At 56.1% G+C, this 25,259-nt stretch carries 20 protein-coding genes and 1 pseudogene; 13 read left to right on the plus strand and 8 right to left on the minus strand.

Annotated elements, in window-relative coordinates; translation table 11 throughout:
• Nucleotides 1-9 precede the first annotated feature (9 nt).
• The 3 genes and pseudogenes from mraY (at nucleotide 10) to AC0L6A_RS07165 (ending at nucleotide 3,995) form a co-directional block, all read left to right on the plus strand.
• Nucleotides 10-1,092, plus strand: a complete 1,083-nt coding sequence (gene mraY / locus AC0L6A_RS07155) for a phospho-N-acetylmuramoyl-pentapeptide-transferase (RefSeq protein WP_473293131.1) — start codon at nucleotides 10-12, stop codon at nucleotides 1,090-1,092.
• 99 nt (nucleotides 1,093-1,191) lie between these two features.
• A pseudogene (gene murD, locus AC0L6A_RS07160) lies at nucleotides 1,192-2,599 on the plus strand (UDP-N-acetylmuramoyl-L-alanine--D-glutamate ligase).
• Nucleotides 2,600-2,708: 109 nt separating this feature from the next.
• The gene (locus AC0L6A_RS07165; RefSeq protein WP_473293133.1) at nucleotides 2,709-3,995 is read left to right on the plus strand and encodes a DUF3422 family protein; all 1,287 of its coding nucleotides are present in this window, start codon (nucleotides 2,709-2,711) and stop codon (nucleotides 3,993-3,995) included.
• On the opposite strand, the gene AC0L6A_RS07170 is transcribed toward AC0L6A_RS07165, so the two are convergent.
• From AC0L6A_RS07170 to AC0L6A_RS07185, 4 genes are all read right to left on the minus strand, one after another.
• Nucleotides 3,928-5,025: a YeeE/YedE family protein gene (locus AC0L6A_RS07170; RefSeq protein ID WP_473293134.1), complete on the minus strand. Its 1,098-nt coding sequence runs from the start codon at nucleotides 5,023-5,025 to the stop codon at nucleotides 3,928-3,930. The genes AC0L6A_RS07165 and AC0L6A_RS07170 overlap by 68 nt on opposite strands.
• Nucleotides 5,026-5,187: 162 nt before the next feature.
• Nucleotides 5,188-6,102, minus strand: a complete 915-nt coding sequence (locus AC0L6A_RS07175) for an ABC transporter permease (protein WP_473293135.1) — start codon at nucleotides 6,100-6,102, stop codon at nucleotides 5,188-5,190.
• The gene (locus AC0L6A_RS07180) at nucleotides 6,095-7,105 is read right to left on the minus strand and encodes an ABC transporter permease (RefSeq protein ID WP_473293137.1); all 1,011 of its coding nucleotides are present in this window, start codon (nucleotides 7,103-7,105) and stop codon (nucleotides 6,095-6,097) included. The genes AC0L6A_RS07175 and AC0L6A_RS07180 overlap by 8 nt, the downstream gene beginning before the upstream one ends.
• 66 nt (nucleotides 7,106-7,171) lie before the next feature.
• Nucleotides 7,172-8,881: a peptide ABC transporter substrate-binding protein gene (locus AC0L6A_RS07185; protein ID WP_473293139.1), complete on the minus strand. Its 1,710-nt coding sequence runs from the start codon at nucleotides 8,879-8,881 to the stop codon at nucleotides 7,172-7,174.
• Between the two features lie 427 nt (nucleotides 8,882-9,308).
• Here AC0L6A_RS07185 and AC0L6A_RS07190 point away from each other — a divergent pair, with 427 nt between their 5' ends.
• Complete coding sequence (locus AC0L6A_RS07190; RefSeq protein WP_473293140.1) at nucleotides 9,309-10,472, plus strand: M20 aminoacylase family protein; 1,164 nt, start codon at nucleotides 9,309-9,311, stop codon at nucleotides 10,470-10,472.
• A 72-nt stretch (nucleotides 10,473-10,544) separates the two neighbouring features.
• On the opposite strand, the gene moaA is transcribed toward AC0L6A_RS07190, so the two are convergent.
• Nucleotides 10,545-11,552: a GTP 3',8-cyclase MoaA gene (gene moaA / locus AC0L6A_RS07195; protein ID WP_473293142.1), complete on the minus strand. Its 1,008-nt coding sequence runs from the start codon at nucleotides 11,550-11,552 to the stop codon at nucleotides 10,545-10,547.
• A gap of 94 nt (nucleotides 11,553-11,646) precedes the next feature.
• Between moaA and AC0L6A_RS07200 the strand changes: the two genes are divergently transcribed.
• Nucleotides 11,647-12,090, plus strand: a complete 444-nt coding sequence (locus AC0L6A_RS07200) for a D-galactarate dehydratase (RefSeq protein WP_473293143.1) — start codon at nucleotides 11,647-11,649, stop codon at nucleotides 12,088-12,090.
• Between the two features lie 99 nt (nucleotides 12,091-12,189).
• Nucleotides 12,190-13,761: an AMP-binding protein gene (locus AC0L6A_RS07205; RefSeq protein WP_473293413.1), complete on the plus strand. Its 1,572-nt coding sequence runs from the start codon at nucleotides 12,190-12,192 to the stop codon at nucleotides 13,759-13,761.
• A gap of 61 nt (nucleotides 13,762-13,822) precedes the next feature.
• Here AC0L6A_RS07205 and AC0L6A_RS07210 read toward each other — a convergent pair whose 3' ends face one another.
• Genes AC0L6A_RS07210 through glmU form a run of 3 tightly spaced genes read right to left on the minus strand, consistent with a single transcriptional unit; the run spans nucleotide 13,823 to nucleotide 17,789 of the window.
• Nucleotides 13,823-14,614 carry a DNA alkylation repair protein gene (locus AC0L6A_RS07210; RefSeq protein ID WP_473293145.1) on the minus strand — a complete coding sequence of 264 codons (792 nt, stop codon included), beginning with the start codon at nucleotides 14,612-14,614 and terminating at the stop codon, nucleotides 13,823-13,825.
• Nucleotides 14,611-16,431, minus strand: a complete 1,821-nt coding sequence (gene glmS, locus AC0L6A_RS07215) for a glutamine--fructose-6-phosphate transaminase (isomerizing) (protein WP_473293146.1) — start codon at nucleotides 16,429-16,431, stop codon at nucleotides 14,611-14,613. The genes AC0L6A_RS07210 and glmS overlap by 4 nt, the downstream gene beginning before the upstream one ends.
• A gap of 2 nt (nucleotides 16,432-16,433) precedes the next feature.
• Nucleotides 16,434-17,789 (minus strand): bifunctional UDP-N-acetylglucosamine diphosphorylase/glucosamine-1-phosphate N-acetyltransferase GlmU, encoded by a 1,356-nt coding sequence (gene glmU, locus AC0L6A_RS07220; protein WP_473293148.1) that lies wholly within the window; start codon nucleotides 17,787-17,789, stop codon nucleotides 16,434-16,436.
• A 131-nt stretch (nucleotides 17,790-17,920) separates the two neighbouring features.
• Here glmU and AC0L6A_RS07225 point away from each other — a divergent pair, with 131 nt between their 5' ends.
• The 7 genes from AC0L6A_RS07225 (at nucleotide 17,921) to AC0L6A_RS07255 (ending at nucleotide 25,258) form a co-directional block, all read left to right on the plus strand.
• Nucleotides 17,921-18,604, plus strand: coding sequence for an HAD-IA family hydrolase (locus tag AC0L6A_RS07225; protein ID WP_473293149.1), 684 nt, complete (start codon nucleotides 17,921-17,923; stop codon nucleotides 18,602-18,604).
• 53 nt (nucleotides 18,605-18,657) lie between these two features.
• Nucleotides 18,658-19,860 carry a DegT/DnrJ/EryC1/StrS family aminotransferase gene (locus tag AC0L6A_RS07230; RefSeq protein WP_473293151.1) on the plus strand — a complete coding sequence of 401 codons (1,203 nt, stop codon included), beginning with the start codon at nucleotides 18,658-18,660 and terminating at the stop codon, nucleotides 19,858-19,860.
• A 189-nt stretch (nucleotides 19,861-20,049) separates the two neighbouring features.
• A complete protein-coding gene (locus AC0L6A_RS07235) occupies nucleotides 20,050-20,484 on the plus strand; it encodes a universal stress protein (protein WP_473293152.1) in 435 nt (144 codons plus the stop codon).
• Nucleotides 20,485-20,514: 30 nt separating this feature from the next.
• Nucleotides 20,515-22,017, plus strand: coding sequence for an alanine/glycine:cation symporter family protein (locus tag AC0L6A_RS07240; protein WP_473293154.1), 1,503 nt, complete (start codon nucleotides 20,515-20,517; stop codon nucleotides 22,015-22,017).
• A 182-nt stretch (nucleotides 22,018-22,199) separates the two neighbouring features.
• Nucleotides 22,200-23,363 (plus strand): MFS transporter, encoded by a 1,164-nt coding sequence (locus AC0L6A_RS07245; RefSeq protein WP_473293156.1) that lies wholly within the window; start codon nucleotides 22,200-22,202, stop codon nucleotides 23,361-23,363.
• Nucleotides 23,364-23,561: 198 nt separating this feature from the next.
• Entirely contained in the window at nucleotides 23,562-24,722 is a 1,161-nt protein-coding gene (locus tag AC0L6A_RS07250; RefSeq protein WP_473293157.1) for an isovaleryl-CoA dehydrogenase, read from the plus strand.
• The gene (locus AC0L6A_RS07255) at nucleotides 24,722-25,258 is read left to right on the plus strand and encodes a lysozyme inhibitor LprI family protein (RefSeq protein ID WP_473293159.1); all 537 of its coding nucleotides are present in this window, start codon (nucleotides 24,722-24,724) and stop codon (nucleotides 25,256-25,258) included. Before AC0L6A_RS07250 ends, AC0L6A_RS07255 begins: the two co-directional genes overlap by 1 nt.
• The last annotated feature ends 1 nt before the right edge of the window (nucleotide 25,259 follow it).

A 25,259-nucleotide genomic window follows, 5' to 3' on the forward strand; every position in this document is an offset into this window, starting at 1 on the left:
ACCCACTATATGTTGTATTGGTTAACCGAGTTTTCGGACGGTGGCGACGTCTTCAACCTGTTTCGTTACATCACCTTCCGCTCGGGCGGGGCTTTCTTCACAGCGTTGATTTTTGGTTTTATGTTTGGTCAGCCGTTGATCAATATCCTGCGTCGTAAGCAGGGAAAAGGTCAGCCAATCCGCGAAGATGGTCCTGAAAGCCATAAGGAAAAGCAGGGCACACCAACCATGGGCGGGCTTTTGATCCTGTCGGCGATGTTGGTGGCGACGCTTCTTTGGGCGCGACTGGATAACCACTATGTGTGGATCACATTGTTTGTCACCTATGGCTTTGGTTTGATTGGGTTCGCGGATGATTTCGCGAAAGTTTCCAAGAACAACACGGCAGGCGTTTCAGGTAAAATCAGGTTGGCTGCCGGGCTGGCAATCGCCGGGATTGCGGGCGTCTGGGCGTCCAGCATTCATCCAGAAGCCCTTCAGTACCGGCTTGCGTTTCCGGTCTTTAAGGACACGCTTTTGAACATGGGCTTCCTTTTCATACCCTTCGTGATGATTGTGATTGTTGGCTCTGCCAACGCCGTGAACCTGACCGACGGGCTGGACGGTTTGGCCATCATGCCGGTGATGATCGCCGCTGGAACGCTAGGCGTGATCGCCTATGCGGTGGGCCGGGTCGACTTTACCGAATATCTGGACGTGCACTACGTGCCGGGCACGGGCGAGCTTTTCGTCTTCACCTCGGCCCTTATCGGGGGGGGGCTTGGGTTCCTTTGGTACAACGCCCCGCCCGCAGCCGTATTCATGGGCGACACAGGGTCTTTGGCGCTTGGCGGAGCCTTGGGCGCGATTGCCGTTGCCACCAAGCACGAGATCGTTCTGGCCATTGTCGGTGGCCTGTTTGTGGTCGAGGCGCTGTCGGTCATCATTCAGGTGCTTTATTATAAGAAGACGGGCAAACGGGTGTTCCTGATGGCCCCGATCCATCACCATTTCGAACACAAAGGATGGCAGGAACCGCAGATCGTGATCCGCTTCTGGATCATCTCGTTGATCCTTGCTTTGATCGGTCTGGCGACACTGAAGGTACGCTAACTCCGCGCACATCAATTCGAAAAGCCCCGCCCATTCGGTGGGGCTTTTGTTTTGTGATCAAACCCGCTAGCGATGATGTGGAAGCTGAAGGAGGCACGTATGATCCCGGTCAAAGGTTTTGATGGTCGCAAAGTTGCAGTCTTGGGGCTGGGTCGTTCTGGACTGGCAACGGCCCATGCGCTGGAAGCTGGCGGTGCAACTGCATTGTGCTGGGATGACGGGCAAGAGGCGAGAGAACGCGCAGAAGGGCAGGGACTGACCTTGCACGACCTGAATAAAGGTAATGCGTGGGAAGATGTTGCCGCTCTGATCGTCAGCCCCGGCATTCCGCATCTCTACCCCGAACCCAACAAGCTGATCGCGCGTGCAATGGCCGAAGGTGTTCCGATCGACAATGACATCGGGCTTTTCTTTCGCAGTTTTGCAGACCACGATTGGGACAGTTTTGAAACGTTGCCGCAAATTGTTGCGGTCACAGGATCGAACGGAAAATCGACCACCTCCGCCCTGATCCACCATGTTCTGGAGCATGCAGGTCGCCCGACGCAACTTGCTGGCAATATCGGGCGGGGTGTTCTTGATATCGATCCCGCGCATGACGGAGAGGTGGTGGTGCTGGAACTTAGCAGCTACCAGACCGACCTCGCGCGGTCTCTGACACCGGATATCGCCGTGTTTACCAATCTGTCGCCCGATCACCTTGATCGTCATGGTGGCATGGGCGGGTATTTTGCAGCCAAACGCCGTCTATTTGCGGAAGGTGGTCCCGATCGCGCCATTATCGGTGTGGACGAGGCTGAAGGAAATTACTTGGCCGGGCAACTGTCCGAAGGGGCGGCTGACGACCGGGTGATCCGTGTATCCGTTGATCGCAAGCTGACCGGGCCGGGGTGGCAGGTCTTTTCCCGAAAGGGCTTCCTGTCCGAGTATCGAAAAGGGCGGCAAATCGGATCCGTGAGATCTGCGCGCGATCAAAGGCCTACCGGGCAGTCACAACCATCAGAACGCTTGTTCGGCATATGCCGTGTGCCGGACGCTGGGCCTTGCACCTAAAGTGATTGAAGCTGCGTTTCACGCCTTTAAGGGCCTGCCGCATCGCTCGCAATTGGTGGGCGAGGCGAACGGCGTGAGCTTTGTGAACGACTCGAAAGCAACCAATGTGGACAGCGCGCGCGCCGCGTTGAGCGCGTTCACAAATGTCCGCTGGATTGCCGGCGGTCTTGGCAAGGATGGCGGGATTGAAGCCCTGTCAGAGGCGCTTGAGCATGTCACCAAAGCCTATCTGATCGGACATTCGGCGCGTGAGTTTGCGCTTCAGTTGGGCACTGTGCCTTACGAGATTTGCGAGACGATGGAAAATGCTGTCGTTGCCGCCGCCAAAGATGCTGAACCGGGTGACACGGTGTTGTTGGCCCCCGCGGCGGCCAGCTTTGACCAATACCCTGACTTTGAGAAGCGGGGCGAGGACTTCACCCAGCTGGTTGAAGCTCAACTTCAGGATATGTGAGCGTTACCGGTATCCCGCGGTATGCTGAACCCCGTGAAAACCCCTTGTTTATAAGGGGTTGCAATGTGTCACGTCTCTGTTACGTCTTTGCGCGGAGGAGACCCGCGAAATGATGAACCTAGCTGATCATCCCGGCCGATATGAATTGGCGAACGAGCTTCATGCCCGCCCATCACCGGCTCTGTCCGCGCCCGGAACGGCTGTCTATCTGGCAATCAAGCGTCCAGATCATGCCGCCAATCGCGACCGCGAGGCTGACCGTGCGCATCTGATCGCACTGCTGGATCGTTTTGGCGCGCCACATCCAAGCCCTGGGGCCAACCACTATTTCGGCGAAATCGGCCGGCACTATTTGAAGTGGGAACAGCACAACGAGTTCGTTAGCTACACCGTTTTCAACGACGGTATCTCGTCACGTGCGTTTGATCCGGCGGCGTTTGATGTATTCCCTGATGAATGGCTGGCAGACGCGCCCGGCGCGCGTATCACATCTGCCCATATCCGTGTTCAACAGATGCCCGGCACTGAGAAGGAAATGGATGAGCTGGTGCGCGATTGGTTCGTGTCCGAAAGCATCGCTTCGACCTGGGTTCTGGATCGCGCGGCGATGGTCGCTGGTGATTTTCGCATCGATCCTGCGGGTCACATGCGCTTTGTGGCTTTCATCACGGAAGGCACGGGGAAGCGACGCATTGGGCGCATTGTGCAGCGCCTGTGCGAGATCGAGACTTATAAAACAATGTCGATGCTGGGGTTTACGGTGGCGCGCGATATCCACAGAAAGCTTCGAAATGTGGACGGAGAGCTGACACATCTGGTCGGGGCGATGACGCGCGGGGATGAACCTCCGGAAGCCACGCTTCGCGAGCTTTTGACCATCTCGTCTGAGCTGGAAGAGCTGATGGCCTCAACATCATTTCGGATGGGCGCCACGCGGGCATATGAGGCGATCCTGAACCAGCGCATCGGTGCTTTGCGGGAAGAGCGCTTCCGGGGTCGGCAAACCCTAAGCGAGTTCATGATGCGCCGCTATGACCCGGCCATGCGCACAACAAAAAGCGCAGCGGCGCAGTTGGAAAACATGACGGGCCGTGCCGCGCGGGCGGGGGAGCTGCTTCGCACGCGGGTTGATGTGGAACGCGCAGAACAAAATCAGGCGCTTCTGGAAAGCATGGACAAACGGGCGCAAATGCAGCTTCGCCTGCAGGAAACCGTCGAAGGCTTGTCCGTTGTCGCCATCAGCTACTATGCGGTCTCGCTGGCGGGTTATTTGTTCTACCCGCTCACCGACACGTTTGGCGTGTCCAAGGGGACACTGACAGCGGCGCTTACGCTGCCAGTGGTGCTTCTTGTGTGGTTGGCTGTTCGGCGGATACGGAAGTCTTTGGGGCACTGAAGCGCGTATCTAACCGCGCAGCAAGCCAAGCGCCTGCGATGATTGACAGAAGTGCGATCACAGAAGCGCTTGAAAGCGTTGCGACGCCCGACAGTCCGGCCCCAATGGTGCAACCACCAGCCAACACGCCGCCGACGCCCATCAATACGCCACCAGACAGGTAGCGACCCATCTGTGCCGGGCCTTCAAAGCCTTGAAACGCGAACCGTCCAGCGATCAAGGCCGAGATCAGCGCGCCAAGAACGACGCCACCAATCAACCCTGTGCCGAAGTTTCCGCCCACAGCACTGGACGCCGCGGTCCAGAAAAGTGTGTCAGCCAGCGGCGCCGTGAAAGACAGGCTTTCCATTGTGATGGGATCGAATTCGTCAAACAGGACCAATCCGGTTCCCAACCAGCCCAGAGGCACAAGCGCCCCCAGAAGACCGGCAAGCAACAAGCTGTGCAACTTGGGACGAAACTGCACAATGAAGACGCCGGCCAGCAGTACGGGCACAATAGCGCTCCAGACTGGTAGGGTGGGGGAAGCGATCTCGACCGCTTCCAGGGAGATTTTAAGGGGGGCAAATATGCCCTTCAGGGTCGCCAAGGCAGCAAGTGCTGCCACGCCAAGGACAACACCGGCACGAAGGTTGCCAGACGCGCCCAGGACCATCAGACGGGACAAACAGCCGCGCGTCATAACCATGCCCGCGCCAAACATAATGCCGCCGATCAATAGGGATAGGATCGGCAGAGCGGGGGCGTGGAAACGGTGTTCACCAAAGGCGATCAGCTCTGCCGACACTGCGGCCTGTGTGCCAATCACCGCGACAGCCAGTGCCGTGACCCAAATGGCCAATGCGGAGCGATTGTCAGGGTTGGACCCAATGATCCCGCGACGAAGACAAAACCGCGTTATTTCGGCCAATACGCCAAAAGCTGCGCCAAGCCCTAATCCGAACAGGATCGAGGCTGTGCGTGGGGTTAGGGTTTCAAAACCGAGTGTCTCGAACATCTTCACGTCTCCGCATTTGGGAATATGTTCCATCTGGCGCGGAGGATTGCATGTTGCAAGCGGATTTGATGGTGGGCGGGGTGGGCTGAACGGGAAATTATTCCGGCTGCACGATTGGCGTGGGAAATCAGGCCTGATCTTCTGAAAATGCAGAACGCTGAAGCTGCGTGGCGAAAGGCGCCCTAAGCATTGTCCTTATTTGCGTTTTGTGGTGCCGCGCGGATCGAAGGCATCCCGCAACCCCTCACCAAGGTAGTTCGCGCTTAGGACCGTCAGGGTGATCATCAGCCCGGGCCACAGCGCACGTCCCGGTGTCAGAGACAAGTAATCGGTCCCGTCAAACAAAAGCCGCCCCCAAGTGGGGTGATCCGGTGGGAAGCCTAAGCCCAGAAAGCTAAGTGCGCTTTCAGTTACAATCGCATTGGCCAGACCAAGCGTTGCTGAAACAACGATCAACCCCATGACGTTTGGAAGTATGTGCCGTTTTATTATGCCGAACGGGTGTAGCCCAAGCGCGGTTGCAGCCGTGACAAACTCGCGCTCCTTCAGGGCCAAAACCTCGGCGCGTAAAATGCGGGCGGTTTGCATCCAGCTTGTCAGGCCAATCATCGTAACGATCAACAGGAAGATGCCTGCCTCGGCCCCGAACACGCCGCGTAAGCTGTCGCGCCACAACATGATTGTAACCAGCAGCAGGGGAAGGACTGGCAGGGCAAGGAACAGATCGGTTAGCCGCATCAAGGGGGCATCAAGCCAGCGGATCATTCCCGCCATCACGCCAACAGCCGTCCCAATCAGTAAGGACAACATCATGGCGACCAACCCGACCAGAACGGTGACCCGTCCGCCCTTCAGAACCGAGGCAAACAGATCGCGACCTAAGTGATCTGTGCCCATCGGATGGGACAGGCTTGCGCCCAAATTACGGTCGGTGATGTTTATCTGGCCCGCGGAATGGGGCCAAAGTGTAGGACCCAGAAGAACAGCGATCATGATAAGCCCAAGAAGAGCTCCACCGATCACTGCGCCTTTGTGACGCCGAAACCTTAGCCAGAATGTGTTTCGCCGTGGGTGAACAACCGCGGACCGGGACATTGTCATCTCAGTCATACCGGATCCTCGGGTTTAGCGCGCCATAGGCGATGTCCGCCAAGAGGTTAAACAGGACAATCAGCACGGCGAAAAGGAAGGTCAGTGACTGCACAACAGGCAGGTCGCCGCTTTGAATGGACGAGATCAGAAGCTCTCCGATCCCGTTGATCTTGAAAATCTGTTCCGTCACGATGGCGCCCCCCAGAACCTGCGGAGCACCCAGTGCAATCACCGTCACCACGGGAAGAAGCGAGTTTCGGGCTGCATGGGCGCAGATCACACGGGTTTCTGATGCGCCTTTGGCACGCGCGGTGCGCACATAGTCCTGATGCAGGTTCTCAAGCATGGCCGCCCGCATGTAACGGCTAATCTGTGCGGCATTATAAAGGGCCAAGATCATGACAGGCATTGCCATCTGACGCAGTTGGGTGCCAAGGCTGGTGAAATCTGTCACCTGATGGGTCGTGTCATATACGGACGGAAACCAGTTCAGTTTCACCGCAAAGACGACGATCAGCACGACACCAAGGAAGAAGCTGGGTACTGAGTACCCAATCATCGAGACAAATGTGCCCAAATGATCGACCCAGCTGTGTTGGCGGTAAGCGGAATAGATGCCGACCGGAAGGGCGATCGCGATGCCAAGAAGATATGACAGCCCAACGACCCACAAGGTTTGCGGAAGGCGGTCTGCAATCAGGTCAACAACGGGTGCTCGTGACGACCAGCTTAGGACACGAAGCTGATCGGGGTCTCCGATCGATTGCCCGGTCCATTGGGCGAACAAGTGCTTGGGTTCGTGGATGAAGAACTGTTTACACCAAAGAAGGTAGCGGGTCAGAAGCGGATCATCCATTCCAAGAGCCTCGCGCAGTTGGGCGCGGGTCTCGGCGGGAATGGTCATCGGCAGATTGGCTGTCGGATCATTGGGGGCCATATCCATCAAAAGGAAAATGGCAAAGCTGATGAAAAACAGTATCGGAACTGAAAAAGCAAGCCTGCGCAAACTATAGGTCAACATGGCGGAAGACAGCCTTCGGTTCCGTGACGTGGTCCATGATTGGACCACGCCTACAGTCTAGCGGTCTTACTTAGCGCGGGTCCAGTCCGCGATGTTCCAAAGTTCACTGTCCCAAACATTCATGCGTACACCCTGAAGCGACGTTGCATGGGCTGAAACTTCGCCACGATGCACCAGAGGGATCAGCGCGCCGGCCTGCATCAGCATGTTATTGGCCTCTTTCGAGATCTCGATGCGCTGCTTAAGATCTACGGTGTTGCCAAGCTTGGTGATCAACGCGTCGTAGTCCGCGTTGCAATACCGGGGCACGTTCATACCCGCCCAACCGTTTTCAGGGGTCGGAATGGCCGTGCAGGTCCAGTTGTTCAGATACGGTTCGGGGTCAGAGCCGGGGAAGAAATTCGTGAACATCTCGAGATCTGCATAGAATTTCTGAAATGTATCCGGACTGGATTGATCGCCGCCGAAGAATACCGAAGGCACAATGGCCCGCAGTTCCGTGGCGACACCAATCTCGGCCCACCAGGCTTTCAGTAGATCCTGAGTGGTCTGTCGCACAGGATTGACCGACGTTTGATAAAGAAGGGCCATCGGGACACCGTCTTTGTCGCGGATGCTATCCCCATCGCTATCGATCCATCCGGCCTCGTCCAGTAAAGCACGGGCACGGTCCAAATCTTGCGTCAGGCAGTCATCATTTGCGCCAGAGGCATAGATGGCAGGGGCGGCCAATACATCACAGGTCGGACGACCTGCCTCACCATAGGCAATCTGGACCAATGTGCTGCGGTCGATGGCCAGCGACAGTGCTTTGGTGACGCGGGGGTCTGCAAGAAACGGATGTGCGCCGCCGTTACGGGTTGAGCGCGTGTCAGCCAAATCTATCGCGGGATTCGTCATGTTGACCTGCAACCGTTCGACCGCCGTCCCGAACGAGGTTACAACCTGTCCTTTGTTGGCGGCTTTCATCTTGGCCAGAACTTCCGGGTCAAGCTGCATGTTCCAGGCATAATCAAATTCACCCGTTTCAAGCACAGCACGCGCCGCGCCAAGCGCATCGCCGCCACCTTTTACTACCACCGAAGCAAACCCGGGTTTTGAAGCGTCACGATAGTGCGGGTTGAGGTCATAGCTTACCACGTCGCCGGGTTTGAACTCTGTAATCTGATACGGGCCCGTCCCAATCGGAGCGAGATTTTGAGCCGAGCAGTTTACTGCAGCTGGCCCCATGCAATCCGCGAACTGGCTGGCCTGCAAGACAGGAACTTCCAGACCGACGAAGGGTCCATAAGGGTACGGTTTGGGTTTCTCGAAACTGATCTTTACTGTGTGGCCGTCTAGGGCTTCGACCTGTGATACATCTGTGAACTTTGCGGTCATCTGGCAGCCGCTGTCTGCGCTCATGCAGTAATTCGCCGTGAACACCACGTCATCAGCGGTAAAATTGGTGCCGTCGGACCATCTGATCCCCTGTTTCAGTTTCCATGTGATCGATCCCATTTCCGGATCGATCCCGCCGTTTTCCAAGGTCGGGATTGCCTCTGCAAGCCAAGGCAACATATTCCCATTTTCATCATAGCGCGCCAATGGCTCTAGAACCAACGAAGCAGGCTCTGAATCCTTCGGGGCCGATGCCAGATAGGGGTTCAGAAGGGTCGGGGCCTGCCAGTAGAGCAAACTGAGCTTTCCCTGATCGCCGCGGTCGGCAAATGCAGTGGAATTCAGAGCAAAAATGCCCAGTGTCAAAAAGCCAACAGGTCTGAGATTCACAGACATTTTGGTCCGTCCTTACATGTAATTGTGCCCAAGCTTTACCAGCCCCTGGTAAAGTTCAGACGATGTTTCATTTGCCTTTGGCAGAAATCAAACTGGATTACTGGTTTCGCGCGCCGCCCTTCGGGTATGTGGAAGGACAGCTTATTTCCGGGTTTGTTGCAATAGCGGTAGCAATTGTGAATGCCAAATCACCTAAGCTGTTGCATTTCTAATTTTAGTGGAAAGTGCAATATATACAGAAGGATACCTGACAGCTTGTAAGCGGGAACGCCGCGTGGGCGGCGCTGCTCAGATCACGTTGTTATCAAAGGAAATGCAGCAGTTTCTCAATATCAGCTACTTGAGCACCATGCAGTTTCCCGGCAAGGTGCGGAGCAAATTGCCTTCGTTGCACCCTACGTTTCACTCATCTCGAAAGGATGATCCCATGCCAATCCGAAACAGATTTGCCGAACTTCACAAAGACATAACGGAGTGGCGGCAGGATTTTCACAAGCATCCGGAACTCCTTTTCGATACCCATCGCACCTCTGGCATCGTTGCCGAAAAACTGCGTGCGTTTGGATGCGATGAAGTTGTCGAAGGCTTGGGGCGCACTGGCGTTGTTGGGGTCATTCATGGCCGCAAAACTGGGTCCGGCAAAGTGGTCGGGCTGCGGGCCGATATGGATGCTTTGCCGATCAATGAAGCAACCGGGTTGGATTATGCATCAGTCGAACCTGGGAAGATGCATGCTTGTGGCCATGACGGGCACACAGCCATGTTGCTTGGAGCGGCCCAATACCTATCTGAAACGCGCAACTTCGATGGAACTTGCGTTGTCATCTTTCAACCCGCCGAAGAAGGTGGCGGAGGTGGCAAAGTCATGTGCGATGATGGCCTGATGGAGCGGTTCGGTGTGCAAGAAGTCTATGGCATGCACAATTGGCCCGGACAGCCTTTAGGGGCATTTGCGATCCGGCCCGGGCCGTTTTTTGCTGCAGCTGATCTGTTGGACATCACGTTCGAAGGGCGCGGAGGCCACGCCGCAAAACCGCACGAGACGATCGACCCCGTTGTGATGGCCGCCCAAGCGGTGACGGCATTGCAGACCATTGCATCCCGGAACGCGGACCCGACATTGCAGGTGGTTGTGTCGATTACATCCGTTGAAACGTCATCGACAACCTTCAACGTCATCCCGCAATCGGTTCAGTTGAAAGGAACCGTGCGCACCCTGTCGCCAGAACTACGCGACCTTGCTGAGGAGCGCATTTCTGAAATCTGCAATGGCATTGCAATGACCTTCGGTGGCACGACAGAGGTGACATACAAGCGGAATTATCCGGTTATGGTAAACCACGACGAACACACCGAATTCGCCGCCTCAGCCGCGCGTTCCGTCAGCGGGGATTGCGCCGATGCCCCATTTGTCATGGGCGGAGAGGACTTCGCATTTATGCTTGAAGAACGCCCCGGCGCTTACATTCTTGTCGGTAACGGCGATACTGCGATGGTCCACCACCCGGAATACAACTTCAATGATGAACTGATCCCGCAGGGTTGTTCATGGTGGGCAGAAATGGCGGAAAGCCGCATGCCGATTGGCTAAGAACAGGCGAAAGCGTTTCCCAATTTGTTTAAGTTGGGAAGCGCTTTAGTCGACTATCTGGTTAACTGGACATCACCCGCCGGTGTGGTTCATATGCCGTTCAGTCTGCCCACGAATTTCCTGACGGCTATAATCGAAATCATGCCCTTTTGGCTTGCGTGCGATTGCTGCGTGGATAGCATCGATCAACACTGCATCACTTTCAGAGGCCCGAAGTGGATCGCGTAGGTCCGACATGCCGTCATGTCCCAAACAGGTGTAAAACTGACCAGTGCAGCTCATCCGGACGCGATTGCAGCTTTCACAGAAATTGTGCGTCATCGGGGTGATGAAGCCGATTTTCTGGCCGGTTTCCGCAACGCGGACATATCTGGCAGGGCCACCGGTGCTTTCATCCAGATCTGACAGGGTCAGGCGGGTTTCAAGCTGGCTGCGAAGCTCTGTCAGCGGCCAGTATTGATCCAACCGATTTTCGGTCCCCATATCGCCCATCGGCATGACCTCGATAAAGGTCAGGTCTATGTCTTTGCCTGCGCACCACTCGGCAAGGGTGAAAAGTTCATCATCATTGAAACCCTTCAACGCCACGGCATTGATCTTGACGCGCAGACCAGCCTCAAGGGCCGCTTCAATTCCACGCAACACCTGCGGTAACCGTCCCCAGCGCGTGATCTCGGCAAATTTTTCCTCGTCCAACGTGTCCAGTGACACATTCACCCGACGTACACCCGCCGCATACAGATCAGAGGCAAAGCGATGCAATTGCGACCCGTTTGTGGTCAGTGTCAGCTCGTCTAAGTCGCCACTTTCAAGGTGGCGACCCATGGCATTGAAAAAGCCCATGATGCCTTTGCGCACCAAGGGCTCGCCGCCCGTAATGCGCAGTTTGCGCACCCCAAGCCCGATAAAGGCACTACACAGACGATCCAGCTCTTCCAGCGTCAGAAGATCCTTCTTGGGCAGAAAAGTCATGTTTTCAGACATGCAATATGTGCAGCGAAAATCGCACCGATCCGTCACGGACAAGCGCAGATAGGTTACGGGGCGGTGAAAGGGGTCAACAAGCTTGGGCGTTTCCATGTGGCGAGCCTAATGCGGGGCAAGAGAACGCGCAAGACACGCTCGTGTCATTTCAACCGTTGAAAGCAGACCGGATTTGCGCCAGTTTGCTGGTATGAAACAGATAATCTTATTCTCCGCTGCTTGTCTTGCCGTCACAGGTTGTGCCGGTGTGGACATGAACAACATCCTGCCATCGCCACCCCATCTGCGCGAGGCACCAGCCGCGCCGGCCGTGGCCCCCAATGCGCCTCCGGCCAATGCGACCACGGTCGATGAATTCGATACGGCCAGCGAAGGTGAAAAGGTGGCTGCCTTGTCGGTGGCGCCAACCCCGGCTGGTGCTCTGGGCACAACGGTTGCAAATCTGGGTGACCCAACGGTGCCGGGCTTTTGGGTCGAAACACCTTTGGTTACCAGCGTTACCGAAGGCCGGGTTCAATCTAAAGCCACCGGAAGAACCGTTAAAGTGACGTTGAAACCTACAACAACTGGCGGCAGCCGGATTCTCAATCTCGGCCCTACAGCTGTTGGATTTGGACCTGTCCGGGTTGCATGAATTGGTGGTCTTCGAATCGTGAAGACCACTTCGGACGCGGAGTGGCTGTCACTTGGCCGCAAACGCAAGCTGGTCTCGCCATGGGCGTCATGGCGGGACATGCAGGCCGCGTTCAAATGGAATATCCCCAATCAGTTTAACATCGCCGAACGCTGTTGTGACAGCTGGGCCTCGGTCGATCCCGCGCGCATCGCCCTGACCCATGTGGCGCAGGATGGCTCTGCACGTGATTGGAGCTTTGGGGCGTTGAAAGATGCCTCGGACCGGTTTGCATCTGTTCTGCGCGATGCTGGACTGGGCAAAGGGGACAGGGTCGCTGTTCTTCTGGGGCAAGGGCCAGAAGTGTTGATCACCCATTTCGCGGCCTACAAACTGGGCGCTGTTGTGCTGCCCCTGTTCACCTTATTTGGTGCTGATGCCTTGGCGTATCGCTTGTCGGACAGTGGTGCCAAGATTGTGGTCACGGACCAAGAAAATTCAGCCAAGCTGGCTGACATCCGATCCGAACTTCCGGGGCTTGAGGCTGTGTTCTCGCTCCAACCCAGTGAAGGGGCATTGCCTTTCTGGGATTTGCTGGAAGCTGCGACACCGTTGCCTGAACCCGTTGATACTGCAGCAGAAGATCCAGCCGTGATGATCTACACGTCCGGCACGACAGGTCCCCCGAAAGGTGTGCTTCATGCCCATCGTTTCTTGCTGGGCCATCTGCCTTGCGTCGAGACTTACAACGAAGATTTCCCGCAAGCAGGCGACAAGGGCTGGACACCAGCGGACTGGGCGTGGATCGGGGGCTTGATGGATTTGGCGCTGCCGTTTCTCTATTTCGGTGTTCCAATAATAAGCCACAGGATGCGCAAGTTCGAGGCGGAGGCAGCTTATCGCCTGATGGCGGAACATAAGGTTCGCAATCTATTCATGCCGCCCACCGCGTTGAAATTTTTGCGCCAGTCAGACGCGCTTCCAGTTGATGTAAGCATCCGGTCAATCGGATCAGGCGGCGAAAGCCTTGGGTCTGGACTGCTCGATTGGGCCGACAATGTATTAGGTGTTAAAATAAACGAGTTTTACGGCCAGACTGAATGCAATCTGGTTTTGTCCTCGGTCGCTGGGGCCATGCACGTTAAGCCCGGTAGTATGGGGCAAGCCATTCCGGGCCATGAGGTCACGCTTTTGAAAGCGGACGGGCGCGAATGCGACCCCGGTGAGATGGGAGAGATCGCCGTGCGCGTTGGCGACCCGGTGATGTTCTTGCACTATTGGAACCTGCCCGAAAAAACCGCCCAGAAAACAGCGGGCGGCTGGCTGCGTACCGGTGATTTGGCGACGCAGGACGCGGATGGGTATTTCACCTTTGCCAGCCGTGATGATGATGTCATCACCTCGGCCGGGTATCGGATTGGCCCGACCGAGATCGAAAACTGCTTGATGACCCATCCTGATGTGGTCAGCGCGGCCGTGATTGGCGTGCCAGACCCTTTGCGCACCGAAGCTGTGAAGGCTGTGGTGGTTTTGCGCACAGGCGTGCCGCAAGAGGGTCTGGCAGATGCCTTAAAGCAGCTGGTCCGCGACCGGATCAGCCCACATGTGGCGCCGCGCATCGTCGAATTTGTTGACGCGTTGCCGATGACGGCAACGGGCAAGATCATGCGACGAGAGCTGCGGGACCGGTAACCAAGGCGCCCGACCAAAGTCACTTGTACAAGCTAAATCGGGTCGACCGAGGTCCGCTTGGTCAATCTTCGTCTGTTTGTGGGGGATCGTCCCGCTTTGGGCCCCAGCTTTCCTCGCGCAACTTCCGCTTCTCGGCTCTCCACTTGTCCTTGGCTTCTTTCTGAAGCTGGGCGGGTGGGGGCAGATGCTTGCGCGCCTCTTTCAAGGCAAAGGGTTGTAGCGTTTTCGCGTGTGGCTTCAGGAACGCTCGTGCCCGATCAGGATCATGTTTCGACAGATCACGCACCCACCAAGCGATGGCTTTCTGAATGAACCATTCTGGGTCTGATACATAGCCATTCGCCCAGCCCAGAACACGATCGCGGATCGCGATGTCCTGAGGTTTGGGATTGTTTTGTTTGGTCCAGGGCAGGGTGATGACAAGGGCCGCACGACGCGTCCACATGTGATCCGAGCGCGTCCACGCCTCGACCGCGTCTATGCGCGACGGATCAGCCATCAACCGTTTCTGCCCCGCCATACAAACGTGATCCGCAATTGCCCAGCTGTCGAAATCGGGCACCCAGCTTTGGATCAGGTCCCATACGGCCTGATCAGGACGTATGCGGGCCTGTGTCAGCAGCTTCGCAGCTGCGATACGCGCCTCGAAAATATCGGTTTTCCAAAGCTGGTCGGCCAGACTAACGCGTTCTTCAACGGTCAAGTCCTGACGCCAGGCTTTGGTCAAATCGTTGATCGCAGGGTTTGGGATGCCCAAAACCTCGCGCGTTTGTTTGTGATAGTCCTTTTGCCCTTCGGCGCGGCCAGGTTCGATCTGAGCCTTAAGCGCGGCCAGCGCATTATCTAATGTCATTCTACCGTCACCGATTTGGCCAGATTGCGAGGTTGATCCACATCGGTGCCTTTGGCAATCGCTGTGTGATAGGCCAACAGTTGGGCTGGAACAGCGTAAAGGATGGGCTGGATCAATTCAGGGGCTTCCGGCAGGGAAAGAGTTTGCCACACGCCGTCTCCGGCGTCGTTTGCAGCACGAGAGTCCGAGACCAGAACAACGCGCCCACCGCGTGCCATGACCTCTTGCATGTTAGAAACCGTCTTATCGAACAGCCCGTCATGCGGTGCCATTACCACGACGGGCGTGAACTTGTCGACCAGTGCAATGGGGCCGTGCTTTAGCTCGCCCGAGGCATAGCCTTCAGCGTGTATATAGCTGATTTCCTTCAGCTTTAATGCACCTTCAAGCGCCAATGGGAACATTTGACCGCGTCCAAGGAACAGCACGTCACGTGCTTCGGCCAGCTTGTCAGCGATCGCTTTCGTGGCTGTGTCGATGGTCAGAGCATGGCTCATCAATCCCGGAAGCTGACGCAGTTCCGACAAGTGCTGGGCCAGTTCAGCATCATCCAGATGGCCACGCTCATGCGCGGCTTTCAACGCCATGATTGCAAAGCAAGTCAGCTGACAGGTGAAGGCTTTTGTCGATGCAACGGACACTTCGATGCCGGCAAGGATTTCAACCGCAACATCGCTTTCACGCGCGATCGAGCTTTCGGGCACATTGATCAGTGACAGGATCTTGTCAGCCTTCCCCGCAGTATAGCGAAGTGCTGCAAGGGTATCCGCGGTCTCGCCCGATTGGCTGACGAAGACACCCAGAGTGTTGGGGGCAAAAGGGGCCTCGCGATAGCGGAATTCGGACGCGACATCGATGTCGACGGGTAGGCGCGCATAGCGTTCGAACCAATATTTCGCCACAAGTCCCGCGTAATAGGCCGTGCCGCAGGCCACGATGGACAGGCGATCCACTTTCGTGAAATCGATCCCGTCCAATTCCATGGTGATCTTGTCGCCCTCGATGTAGGTCTCGATCACATCGCCGACAACAGTGGGCTGTTGGGCGATTTCTTTGGCCATATAGTGCTTGTACCCGTCTTTTTCGATCCGGGCTGCGTCAAGTTTCACTTGCTTCATTTGACGATTGGCGCGACGGCCCGCACCGTCAAAAATCTCTGCGCCTGAGCGGGTTACAACAGCCCAATCACCCTCTTCCAAATAGGTGATCTTGTCAGTCATTGGGGCCAGAGCAATAGCGTCCGATCCCACAAACATCTCGCCTTCACCATGACCAATCGCCAAGGGGCTGCCTTTGCGTGCCGCGATCATCAGATCATCTTCGCCGTCAAAAAGGAAACACAGCGCGAAGGCTCCGTCCAGTTTTGCCAAAGTCGCCTCGACCGCGTCTTTGGGGGATTTGCCTTGCGCGACAAAGTGCTGTGCAAGCAACGCAACAGTTTCTGTGTCGGTCTCGGTTTCGAACTCAAGACCCTCATTCGCCATCTCTTCGCGCAATTCGCGGAAGTTTTCGATGATCCCATTATGAACCACCGCAACTGAACCCGCGCGATGCGGGTGGGCGTTGTCTGCTGTCGGCGCACCATGGGTGGCCCAGCGGGTATGTCCGATGCCGGATTTGCCGGCCAACGGTTCATGCACAAGCTTGTCCGACAGGTTCACCAGCTTGCCAACAGCCCGCCGACGGCCCAATCGTCCTGCATCGTTGATCGTTGCGATCCCCGCGCTGTCATAACCGCGATATTCCAGCCGTTTCAGCGCCTCGACCAGAATGGGCGCAGCTTCGTGACTGCCTAAGACCCCTACAATACCACACATTTTCAGGATCCTTTCTGACGTTTGGCCTTAACAGCCTTTAACTTTTCGAACAATTTAACAGCAAGACCGGGTTTGATCTCTAATTTGGGGCGGGCGATGGCCATAGCTTCGGCCGGGATGTCTTTGGTGACAACCGTACCTGTTGCGGTCATGGCATCATCACCGACCGAGACAGGAGCCACCAGACATGTGTTCGACCCGATAAATGTACGCGCACCGATGTCTGTGTGGTGTTTCATCACGCCATCATAGTTACACGTGATGGTGCCTGCGCCGATATTCGCGCCTTCTCCAACACGCGCATCACCGACATAGGACAGGTGGTTCACCTTGGCGCCTTCTTCGATCTGAGCGTTTTTGATCTCGACAAAATTACCGACCTTGGCGTGCTCGGCCAGCTCTGCTCCGGGGCGCAGGCGCGCATAAGGCCCCACCACACCGCCACGCGAAACGTGGCACCCTTCAAGGTGCGAGAACGCGCGGATACGTGCTTCGCTTTCGACCGTCACACCGGGGCCAAAGACCACATTTGGTTCGACGATTGCGTCACGTCCAATCACTGTATCATGCGCGAAATAGACGGTGTCGGCTGCGATCAACGTTACACCGTTTTCAAGCGCCTCGGCGCGGGCGTGCCTTTGGAAAATCTGCTCTGCGGCTGCGAGTTCCGGGCGTGAGTTGATGCCCAGTGTTTCGGCCTCTTCACAGGTGACGACGCGTGCGGTCAGTCCCTTGTTTCGGGCCACTTCGATGATGTCTGTCAGATAGTACTCGCCCGAGGCATTGTCGTTTCCGACCCCGTCAATTAGGTTGAACAGGTCGCTCGCTCTAGCGGCAATTACACCGCTATTGCAGAGCGTTACGGTGCGCTCCTCATCCGACGCATCTTTAAATTCAACGATGCGTTCAAGCGCCCCATCGTTGACGATCAACCGGCCATAACGCCCCGGGTCTGCGGCTTCAAACCCCAACACCACAACGTCAGCGCCTGCAGCGCGCTCGGCGGCCATAGCTTCAAGCGTTTCAGGGCGAATGAAAGGTGTATCGCCATAAAGAACGATCGCGTCCCCATCGAACCCATCCAGCGCGGATCGGGCTTGCGCAACCGCATGCCCAGTGCCCAATTGTTCTTCTTGCACGGCAATCATAATTTCAGGGTCCAGATCGGTCGCAGCCTTCTGCACCAATTCGGCCCCGTGGCCGACCACCAGCACAGCACGGTCTGGTGCTAACGAAGCCCCGGATGCAAGCGCATGTGCAAAAAGCGGCGCGCCGGCCACCTCGTGCATAACCTTGGGAAGATCTGAATTCATCCGTGTTCCCTTGCCAGCGGCAAGGACAATTAGGGCTGTCGCCATATCGATCTGCTCTTTCAATTTCTTTTGGCCCGTTTTACCCCTTGGGGCGCGGCTCGCAAGTAAAAGACGTTCAATTAACCTTACGCGAGGTTACAGACTTCGGCGAGGAATTGCCAAAAAGGATCATCAGCATGACGCATAGTAACGGCAAACGCACAGTGATTTTTGATCTGGATGGCACTCTGGCGGATACGTCGGGGGATCTGATCGCCTCAGCGAATGCGTGTTTTCATGCTTTGGGGCAGGGTAGGCCTTTGGACCCGATCGCGGATGCGCTGACCGCATTTCATGGCGGGCGGGCCATGTTGCGCTTGGGTTTCGAGCGCCTGAACGGTGAAGCCGACGAAGCGGCTGTAGATCGGGAGTTTCCGAACCTTCTGAAGGCATATGAGGCCGACATAGATCGCCATACGGTGCTTTACCCCGGTGCGATGGATGCGGTCGGGCGGTTGCATGGCGCAGGCTATGCGGTGGGTATCTGTACGAACAAGCCCGAAGGTTTGGCGCGGTTGCTGTTGTCACGACTGGGCATTCTAGAAAGCTTCACGTCTTTGATCGGAGCGGATACTTTGCCCACGCGAAAACCCGACCCGGCCCCGTTTGTGGCGGCAGCGCGTCAGGCGGGCGGTGATCCCAACCGGGCGCTTCTGGTCGGGGATACGGTGACGGATCGCGATACGGCCAAAGCCGCCGGAGTGCCTTGCATCCTTGTCGGATTTGGCCCCGAAGGCGCTGGCGTCGCAAGGTTGGCCCCCGAAGCGATGCTGGATCACTATGACGGGTTGGACGCAACGGTGGCGCAGCTGATCGGATAGGCCGGCGATTGCAGCCCATTGACGCCAAAGCACCACGCGCGCAGTGTCAGCCAATGAAAGAACGATTCACCGGAAATTTCACCCAGCAAGAAGCCATCCCGGATGAGGGGATCAAAGCTGCGCTGGACGTATTAAACCACGGCAGACTGCATCGATATAATGTGGCTGATGGCGAGGTTTCGCATGCCGCCCTGCTAGAGCAGGAATTTGCAGCGTTTATGGGCTCAAATTATGCGCTTGCTGTATCCTCTGGCGGATATGCGATTGCGACGGGGTTGCGGGCTGTCGGCGTGGGGCCGGGGGATCGGGTTCTAACAAATGCGTTCACGCTGGCCCCTGTGCCGGGTGCGATTGCTTCCATCGGCGCGACCCCCGTTTTTGTCGAGGTGACCGAGGCGCTGACCATCGATTTGGATCATCTGGCCAAGATTTTGGCAGAGCAAAACGCACCACGCATTCTACTGCTGTCCCACATGCGGGGTCATATCTGCGACATGGACCGGCTTATGCAAATCTGTGATGCGGCAGGTGTTAAAGTGATCGAAGATTGCGCCCATACCATGGGCGCGCGTTGGAATGGCACCCTGTCTGGCCGCCATGGCGTGATGGCTGCTTATTCCACGCAAACCTATAAGCACGCGAATTCGGGCGAGGGTGGGTTGCTGATCTCGGACGACCCGGACCTCATGGCGCGCGCCATCATCTTGTCAGGCAGCTATATGCTGTACGAACGCCACTTGGCTGGGCCACCGCCCGAGGCCTTTGAGAAGATCAAATACATCACGCCCAATATCTCGGGCCGAATGGACAATCTGCGGGCCGCAATCTTGCGTCCGCAACTTGCGAATCTGGACAGCCAATGCGCGGCTTGGAATGCGCGCTATCGGGCGGTTGAGGAAGGGTTGCGAAACACGCCCGGCCTGACGGTGATCGACCGCCCCGAAGCCGAAGATTATGTTATGTCCTCTTTCCAATTCCTGTTGTTGGATTGGCGCGAGGAAGCGGTGGCCAATGTGATCGCACGATGTGCAGATCGGGGTGTAGAGCTGAAATGGTTCGGCGGCGCAGAACCCCAAGGGTTTACAAGCCGTTATGACAGTTGGCGCTATGCTGATACGCCGGTATTGCCCAAGACGGACCGGATATTGAAAGCTGTGTTGGACCTGCGTCTGCCGCTGACCTTTACAGTCGACGACTGCAAGTTGATTGCGCGTATTATTCGCGACGAGGTGGCGATTTCATTTCACAAGAAATGATGTGGGTCTGCAGCAGGGAAATCCTTTTTACAAAGGTTTGTATTGGCTTGGTTTTTGCTGTTTGGATATATCCGAAGAGATAACTGGCCCTATTGAGGGCTATTTTGCTGACCTAGGGTAACTCAATTCAGGCGAGAGCGGCGGAAGACCGGGAACGACTGAATGTAGAACCAAATAGGGACTCAAGTTATGGAAAACACCGTACTTTTGGCAGTAGACGGCAGTGACGGTTCAAGCCGTGCGCTTGATCATGCAATTGCCAGAGCCAAACAAGGTGGGGCCAAAGTGGTCGTCGCTTATGTGATCGAATGGTCGCCTTATTCATTCAATACTCCAGAAGAAAACGCCCAACGGCATAGCCGTCGGGAATTTGAAATCGAACGCGCAAACTCTGATATTGTTGCGCCAGCGCTTGCGCGCGTCGAGGGCGAAGGCTTGGTTTGTGAAGGCATCGTTCGTCACGGCCCGCCAGCAGAAACCTTGATCGACATCGCCAAAGAATGTGGTGCGGCGCAAATCCTGATCGGCCGCCGAGGCAATAGCGGCCTGAAGTCGCTTCTGTTTGGCAGTGTCGCAGGGAACCTGATTCAGACGGCCCCTGTGCCGGTCGTCGTCGTTCCCTGATCTTTGAAACTCAGTTTCCGGAGGTGCATTATGAAACGCATCCTGCTTTTTCTATTCGCGGCAATTTTGTTTGCCGGACCGGCCCAAGCTGGCATTGACGAAACCATCAACAATATTACGGCTCCGATCGCCACGTTCATCGGCAATGTAGTATTCTTTAAAGTGCCAATTGCTGGGGCAAATCTTCCCTTGGTCGTGCTTTGGCTGGTAATCGGCGCGGTGTTCTTCACCATCTATATGGGGTTTGTAAACCTGCGTGGTTTCAAACATGCCATCTCGCTGGTCAAAGGCGACTATGCGGATCCCAACAGCGCAGGTGAGGTTTCGCACTTCCAAGCGCTGGCAACGGCTGTATCCGGTACCGTCGGTATTGGTAACATCGGTGGGGTCGCGGTTGCGGTGACCGTCGGTGGGGCCGGAGCGACATTCTGGCTGATCGTCGCGGGCTTTCTGGGCATGTCCACCAAGTTCGTCGAATGTACCTTGGGTGTAAAATACCGAAACGAGAACCCGGATGGTTCTGTTTCTGGTGGCCCGATGTATTACCTGAGCAAAGGCTTTGAAGAGCGTGGGATGGTAGGCTTCGGCAAGTTTATGGGCACCTTCTATGCCATCGGTATCTTCATCGGTGCCTTGGGCATCGGCAACATGTTCCAGTCGAACCAAGCCTATGTTCAGCTGAACACCGTCGCCGGAGGTTCTTTGGACGGCTATGGCTGGTTGGTCGGACTGATCCTTGCGGCTGTCGTATTCTCGGTCATCATCGGCGGTATCAAATCCATCGCCCGTGTGACTGAAAAAGTCGTGCCGTTCATGGCTGTCTTCTACTGTGTGTTCGCGATCATCGTGATTTTGATGAACTTTTCCTCGATCCCAATGGCTGTCAGCAACATCTTCACCGGTGCGTTCACCGGCGAGGGCGTGACCGGTGGTGCCCTGGGTGCCCTGATCATTGGCTTCCAGCGTGCGGTCTTCTCGAATGAAGCTGGTATTGGTTCTGCGTCGATCGCCCACGCCGCTGTGCGCACGGACGAGCCTGTTACCGAAGGTTATGTTTCGCTGCTTGAGCCGTTCATTGATACCATCGTGATCTGTACCATCACCGCTTTGGTGATTGGGACAAGCCAAGTTGCTGATCCCAACTTTGCAGGGGATGCAACAGGCGTCGCCATGACGTCAGCTGCGTTTGAGCGTCAAATCAGCTGGTTCCCAGTGCCCTTGGCCTTCGGAGCGCTGCTCTTTGCCTTCTCGACCATGATCTCGTGGTCATACTACGGGTTGAAGGGTTGGACCTATCTGTTCGGTGAAGATCAAACCTTGCAGACGGTCTATAAGCTGATTTTCTGTGCCTTCGTGGCTCTGGGCTGTGTTGTTCAACTTGGTCCGATCTTGGACATCTCGGATGCGTTGGTCTTCCTGATCTGTGTGCCGAACATCCTTGGGCTCTACTTCCTAGCGCCCATCGTGAAGCGCGAGATGCAGAAGTATCAGGCCAAGCTGGACAGCGGTGAGATCAAGAAGTTCAAACACTGATCTTTCCTGAAGAAAGTAAGAAGGCCCTCGTTGGAAAGCGGGGGCCTTTTTTGTTGGGGAAAGATAGGAAGGAGCCGTTTCTTAAAGTCGCATCGCTGATCGCGAATGTCAGCTCGAAGAAGGCAGAGAATTGCGTGGTTTTGCATATGCATACATAAACACGCAGAGGATTGAGGTGATTAATGTCGGAACGTGACCCTTTATGGAAAAGTCAAAACTGGCGTTCTGTCGCAGCGGCATTCCTTCTTAATGGTCTTTTGTTCGGCGCTTGGGCGTCTCGCGTGCCCGCATTCAAAGACAGTTTCGGGTTAGAGTCTGCGGTACTTGGCGTGTTGCTTCTGGCGCTTGCGGGCGGGGCAATCGTGTCCTTTCCCTTTGCTGGTGGGTTGTCCGAAAAATGGGGGGCAGACCGGCTGACCTACTGGTGCGCCTGGGGCTATGCACCGGCGCTTGTTCTTTTAGCGATTGCTCCTTCGGTGTTCTCTTTGGGAGTTGCCTTGTTCATTTTTGGCGGATTTCATGGTGCGATGGATGTGGCGATGAATGGTTGGGGCGCTAAGGTTGAGGTAAGGCTGGGGCGCAGCACAATGTCGATATTCCATGCGATGTTCAGTCTGGGTGCAGGAATTGGTGCTGCCAGTGGTTATGTAGCAGCGCGGTTCGAAGTCTCAACACTTTGGCATTTTTTGCTTGTCGCGGTACTTGGCGGCATGGCGGCTATCGCAGTGATGAATAACTCTGGATTCTCAAGTGCCGAAAAGCAAAACTCGTCCGCTAGAAAGCCCTTTCTCTCGCTTCCCTCAGGATCGCTTTTCCTAGTGGGTTTAATAGCCTTTTCTGTCTCGATGGGTGAGGGTGCCATGGCAGATTGGAGCGCGGTGTTCCTGAGGGTGGTCACAGAAGTCGATGAGGCACGAGCAGCACTTGGCTATGCGGTTTTCAGTGTCCTGATGGTGCTTGCAAGACTTCTCGGAGGCATTGTCGTTGAACAGTTTGGACCTGTTGTCACTACGCGCGCCAGTGCCAGCATTGCATTCATCGGCCTCATGACTGCTATCCTTGGCGCTTCTTTTGTAACTGTCCTTATTGGGTTTGCCATGATGGGAATTGGTTATGCTGTTGTCATGCCGCTTGTGTTCTCGCGTGCGGCTGCCGACCCAAATACCTCCTCAGGACCTGCCATCGCCAGTGTTGCGACACTCGGATATGGTGGCATGCTTCTTGGGCCGCCCATCATTGGGTTCGCCGCCCAAATAGTGGGTATGCGCCTTTCGTTTCTGATCCTCGCGGCACTCGCTGTCATGGCATTTGCCTTGGCGAACCGGCTAAAGATTTCGCAAAACTGACATTCGGATTCTTGTGGAAGTCACAGTCAGCATTGCGGCTCTGAAACCGTTTAGGTGCGACTTAGACAGTGATGCCCATCCCCGACTTTCACCCTGCGACGTTGCGTCGTTATTGACGCGAATCGTGCTTTCGGCGCATTAACTGAACGAGCGTTCAATAATGCGATCTTAATGATCTGATCCGGAAGGAAGCGGCACATGTTCAACAACTCCATGAATTTCGACCTGGGCGAAGACGTCAATGCAATCCGCGAGATGGTGCACCGTTATGCGCAAGACCGGATCAAGCCAATTGCAGGCGAGGTCGACCAAAAAAACGAGTTTCCCAACGAGCTGTGGAAAGAGTTCGGCGAACTTGGCCTTTTGGGTGTGACCACGCCCGAGGAATACGGCGGGTCTGACCTGTCCTATCTGGCGCATGTTGTGGCGGTGGAAGAGATCGCGCGGGCCTCGGCCTCGGTCTCGCTGTCTTATGGCGCGCATTCGAACCTCTGCGTGAACCAAATTCGCCGCAATGCGACGGATGAGCAGAAAGCGAAATATCTGCCGAAGCTGTGCTCGGGTGAACATGTTGGCGCGTTGGCCATGTCGGAAGCGGGCGCCGGTTCAGACGTCGTGTCGATGAAACTGCGCGCAGAAAAGCGCAACGGGTATTACGTTCTGAACGGCACCAAGTTCTGGATCACCAACGGCCCCGACGCGGACACTCTGGTCGTCTACGCCAAAACTGATCCTGAAGCGGGCGCTAAGGGCATCACCACCTTCATCATCGAGAAAGGCATGAAGGGGTTCTCGACGTCCGAGCATTTCGACAAGATGGGGATGCGTGGATCAAACACCGCCGAGCTGATCTTTGAAGACGTGGAAGTGCCGTTTGAAAATATTCTGGGCGAGGAAGGCAAAGGCGTGAACGTGCTGATGTCGGGCCTTGACTACGAACGTGTGGTTCTGTCGGGCATTGGCACGGGCATCATGGCCGCCTGCCTGGATGAAATCATGCCCTATATGAAAGAGCGCAAGCAGTTTGGTCGCCCCATTGGGGAGTTCCAACTGATGCAGGCGAAGATTGCAGATATGTATACCGCGATGAATTCGGCCCGTGCCTATGTGTACGAGGTCGCCAAGGCCTGTGACCGCGGCGAGGTGACCCGTCAGGATGCCGCTGCCTGTGTGCTTTATGCGTCCGAAGAGGCGATGAAGCAGGCACACCAAGCGGTGCAGGCGATGGGTGGGTCGGGCTTCATGAACGAAAGCCCCGTTAGCCGCATCTTCCGTGACGCCAAGCTGATGGAGATCGGCGCAGGCACCTCGGAAATCCGCCGCATGCTGATCGGTCGCGAGCTGATGGGCGCGCAGTGATGCGTGCAGCGCCAACCGCTCTTTTCGCTCTCTTAGTCATGGCCAATTCGGCCATGGCGCAGGACGTGACTTACAGCTTCTATCCAACGACTGATTGCTTATCCGCGATGGGCGAGGATGATGATAAAATGCGTTGTGTGGGCTCTGCCGCCAACTACTGCATGGAAGCGACAGAAGGTGGAATGTCCACTGTTGGTATGTCGACTTGTTTAGGGCGAGAGCTTGAAGATTGGGATCGTCGCCTGAACAGGGCCTATGGCATCCTTATGACCCGCCTAAAGGCCCAGGACGAAGAGATGGCGGTGCTTGGCTCTGCCGCGCCCAAACAAGCCCCCGCGCTGAAAGAGATGCAGCGCGCGTGGATCACCTTCCGCGACACATCGTGTGACTACGAACGTACCAAATGGGGCGGGGGAACAGGCGGCGGTCCAGCTGCTGTGTCCTGCCATCTGTTTTTGACTGCACGCCAAGCCATGTCGTTGGAAAGCGACTTGAACGGTTATGGCGACCAAATCTGCAACCACGAAGGATGCTGAG

The organism is Aliiroseovarius sp. D2-2 (assembly GCF_055809455.1).

Bases quoted from the DNA above. Each gene is read 5' to 3' on its own strand.
- mraY (WP_473293131.1), top strand. From the start codon at position 10: ATGTTGTATTGGTTAACCGAGTTTTCGGACGGTGGCGACGTCTTCAAC.
- AC0L6A_RS07165 (WP_473293133.1), top strand. From the start codon at position 2,709: ATGATGAACCTAGCTGATCATCCCGGCCGATATGAATTGGCGAACGAG.
- AC0L6A_RS07170 (WP_473293134.1), bottom strand. From the start codon at position 5,025: ATGGAACATATTCCCAAATGCGGAGACGTGAAGATGTTCGAGACACTC.
- AC0L6A_RS07175 (WP_473293135.1), bottom strand. From the start codon at position 6,102: ATGACTGAGATGACAATGTCCCGGTCCGCGGTTGTTCACCCACGGCGA.
- AC0L6A_RS07180 (WP_473293137.1), bottom strand. From the start codon at position 7,105: ATGTTGACCTATAGTTTGCGCAGGCTTGCTTTTTCAGTTCCGATACTG.
- AC0L6A_RS07185 (WP_473293139.1), bottom strand. From the start codon at position 8,881: ATGTCTGTGAATCTCAGACCTGTTGGCTTTTTGACACTGGGCATTTTT.
- AC0L6A_RS07190 (WP_473293140.1), top strand. From the start codon at position 9,309: ATGCCAATCCGAAACAGATTTGCCGAACTTCACAAAGACATAACGGAG.
- moaA (WP_473293142.1), bottom strand. From the start codon at position 11,552: ATGGAAACGCCCAAGCTTGTTGACCCCTTTCACCGCCCCGTAACCTAT.
- AC0L6A_RS07200 (WP_473293143.1), top strand. From the start codon at position 11,647: ATGAAACAGATAATCTTATTCTCCGCTGCTTGTCTTGCCGTCACAGGT.
- AC0L6A_RS07205 (WP_473293413.1), top strand. From the start codon at position 12,190: ATGCAGGCCGCGTTCAAATGGAATATCCCCAATCAGTTTAACATCGCC.
- AC0L6A_RS07210 (WP_473293145.1), bottom strand. From the start codon at position 14,614: ATGACATTAGATAATGCGCTGGCCGCGCTTAAGGCTCAGATCGAACCT.
- glmS (WP_473293146.1), bottom strand. From the start codon at position 16,431: ATGTGTGGTATTGTAGGGGTCTTAGGCAGTCACGAAGCTGCGCCCATT.
- glmU (WP_473293148.1), bottom strand. From the start codon at position 17,789: ATGGCGACAGCCCTAATTGTCCTTGCCGCTGGCAAGGGAACACGGATG.
- AC0L6A_RS07225 (WP_473293149.1), top strand. From the start codon at position 17,921: ATGACGCATAGTAACGGCAAACGCACAGTGATTTTTGATCTGGATGGC.
- AC0L6A_RS07230 (WP_473293151.1), top strand. From the start codon at position 18,658: ATGAAAGAACGATTCACCGGAAATTTCACCCAGCAAGAAGCCATCCCG.
- AC0L6A_RS07235 (WP_473293152.1), top strand. From the start codon at position 20,050: ATGGAAAACACCGTACTTTTGGCAGTAGACGGCAGTGACGGTTCAAGC.
- AC0L6A_RS07240 (WP_473293154.1), top strand. From the start codon at position 20,515: ATGAAACGCATCCTGCTTTTTCTATTCGCGGCAATTTTGTTTGCCGGA.
- AC0L6A_RS07245 (WP_473293156.1), top strand. From the start codon at position 22,200: ATGTCGGAACGTGACCCTTTATGGAAAAGTCAAAACTGGCGTTCTGTC.
- AC0L6A_RS07250 (WP_473293157.1), top strand. From the start codon at position 23,562: ATGTTCAACAACTCCATGAATTTCGACCTGGGCGAAGACGTCAATGCA.
- AC0L6A_RS07255 (WP_473293159.1), top strand. From the start codon at position 24,722: ATGCGTGCAGCGCCAACCGCTCTTTTCGCTCTCTTAGTCATGGCCAAT.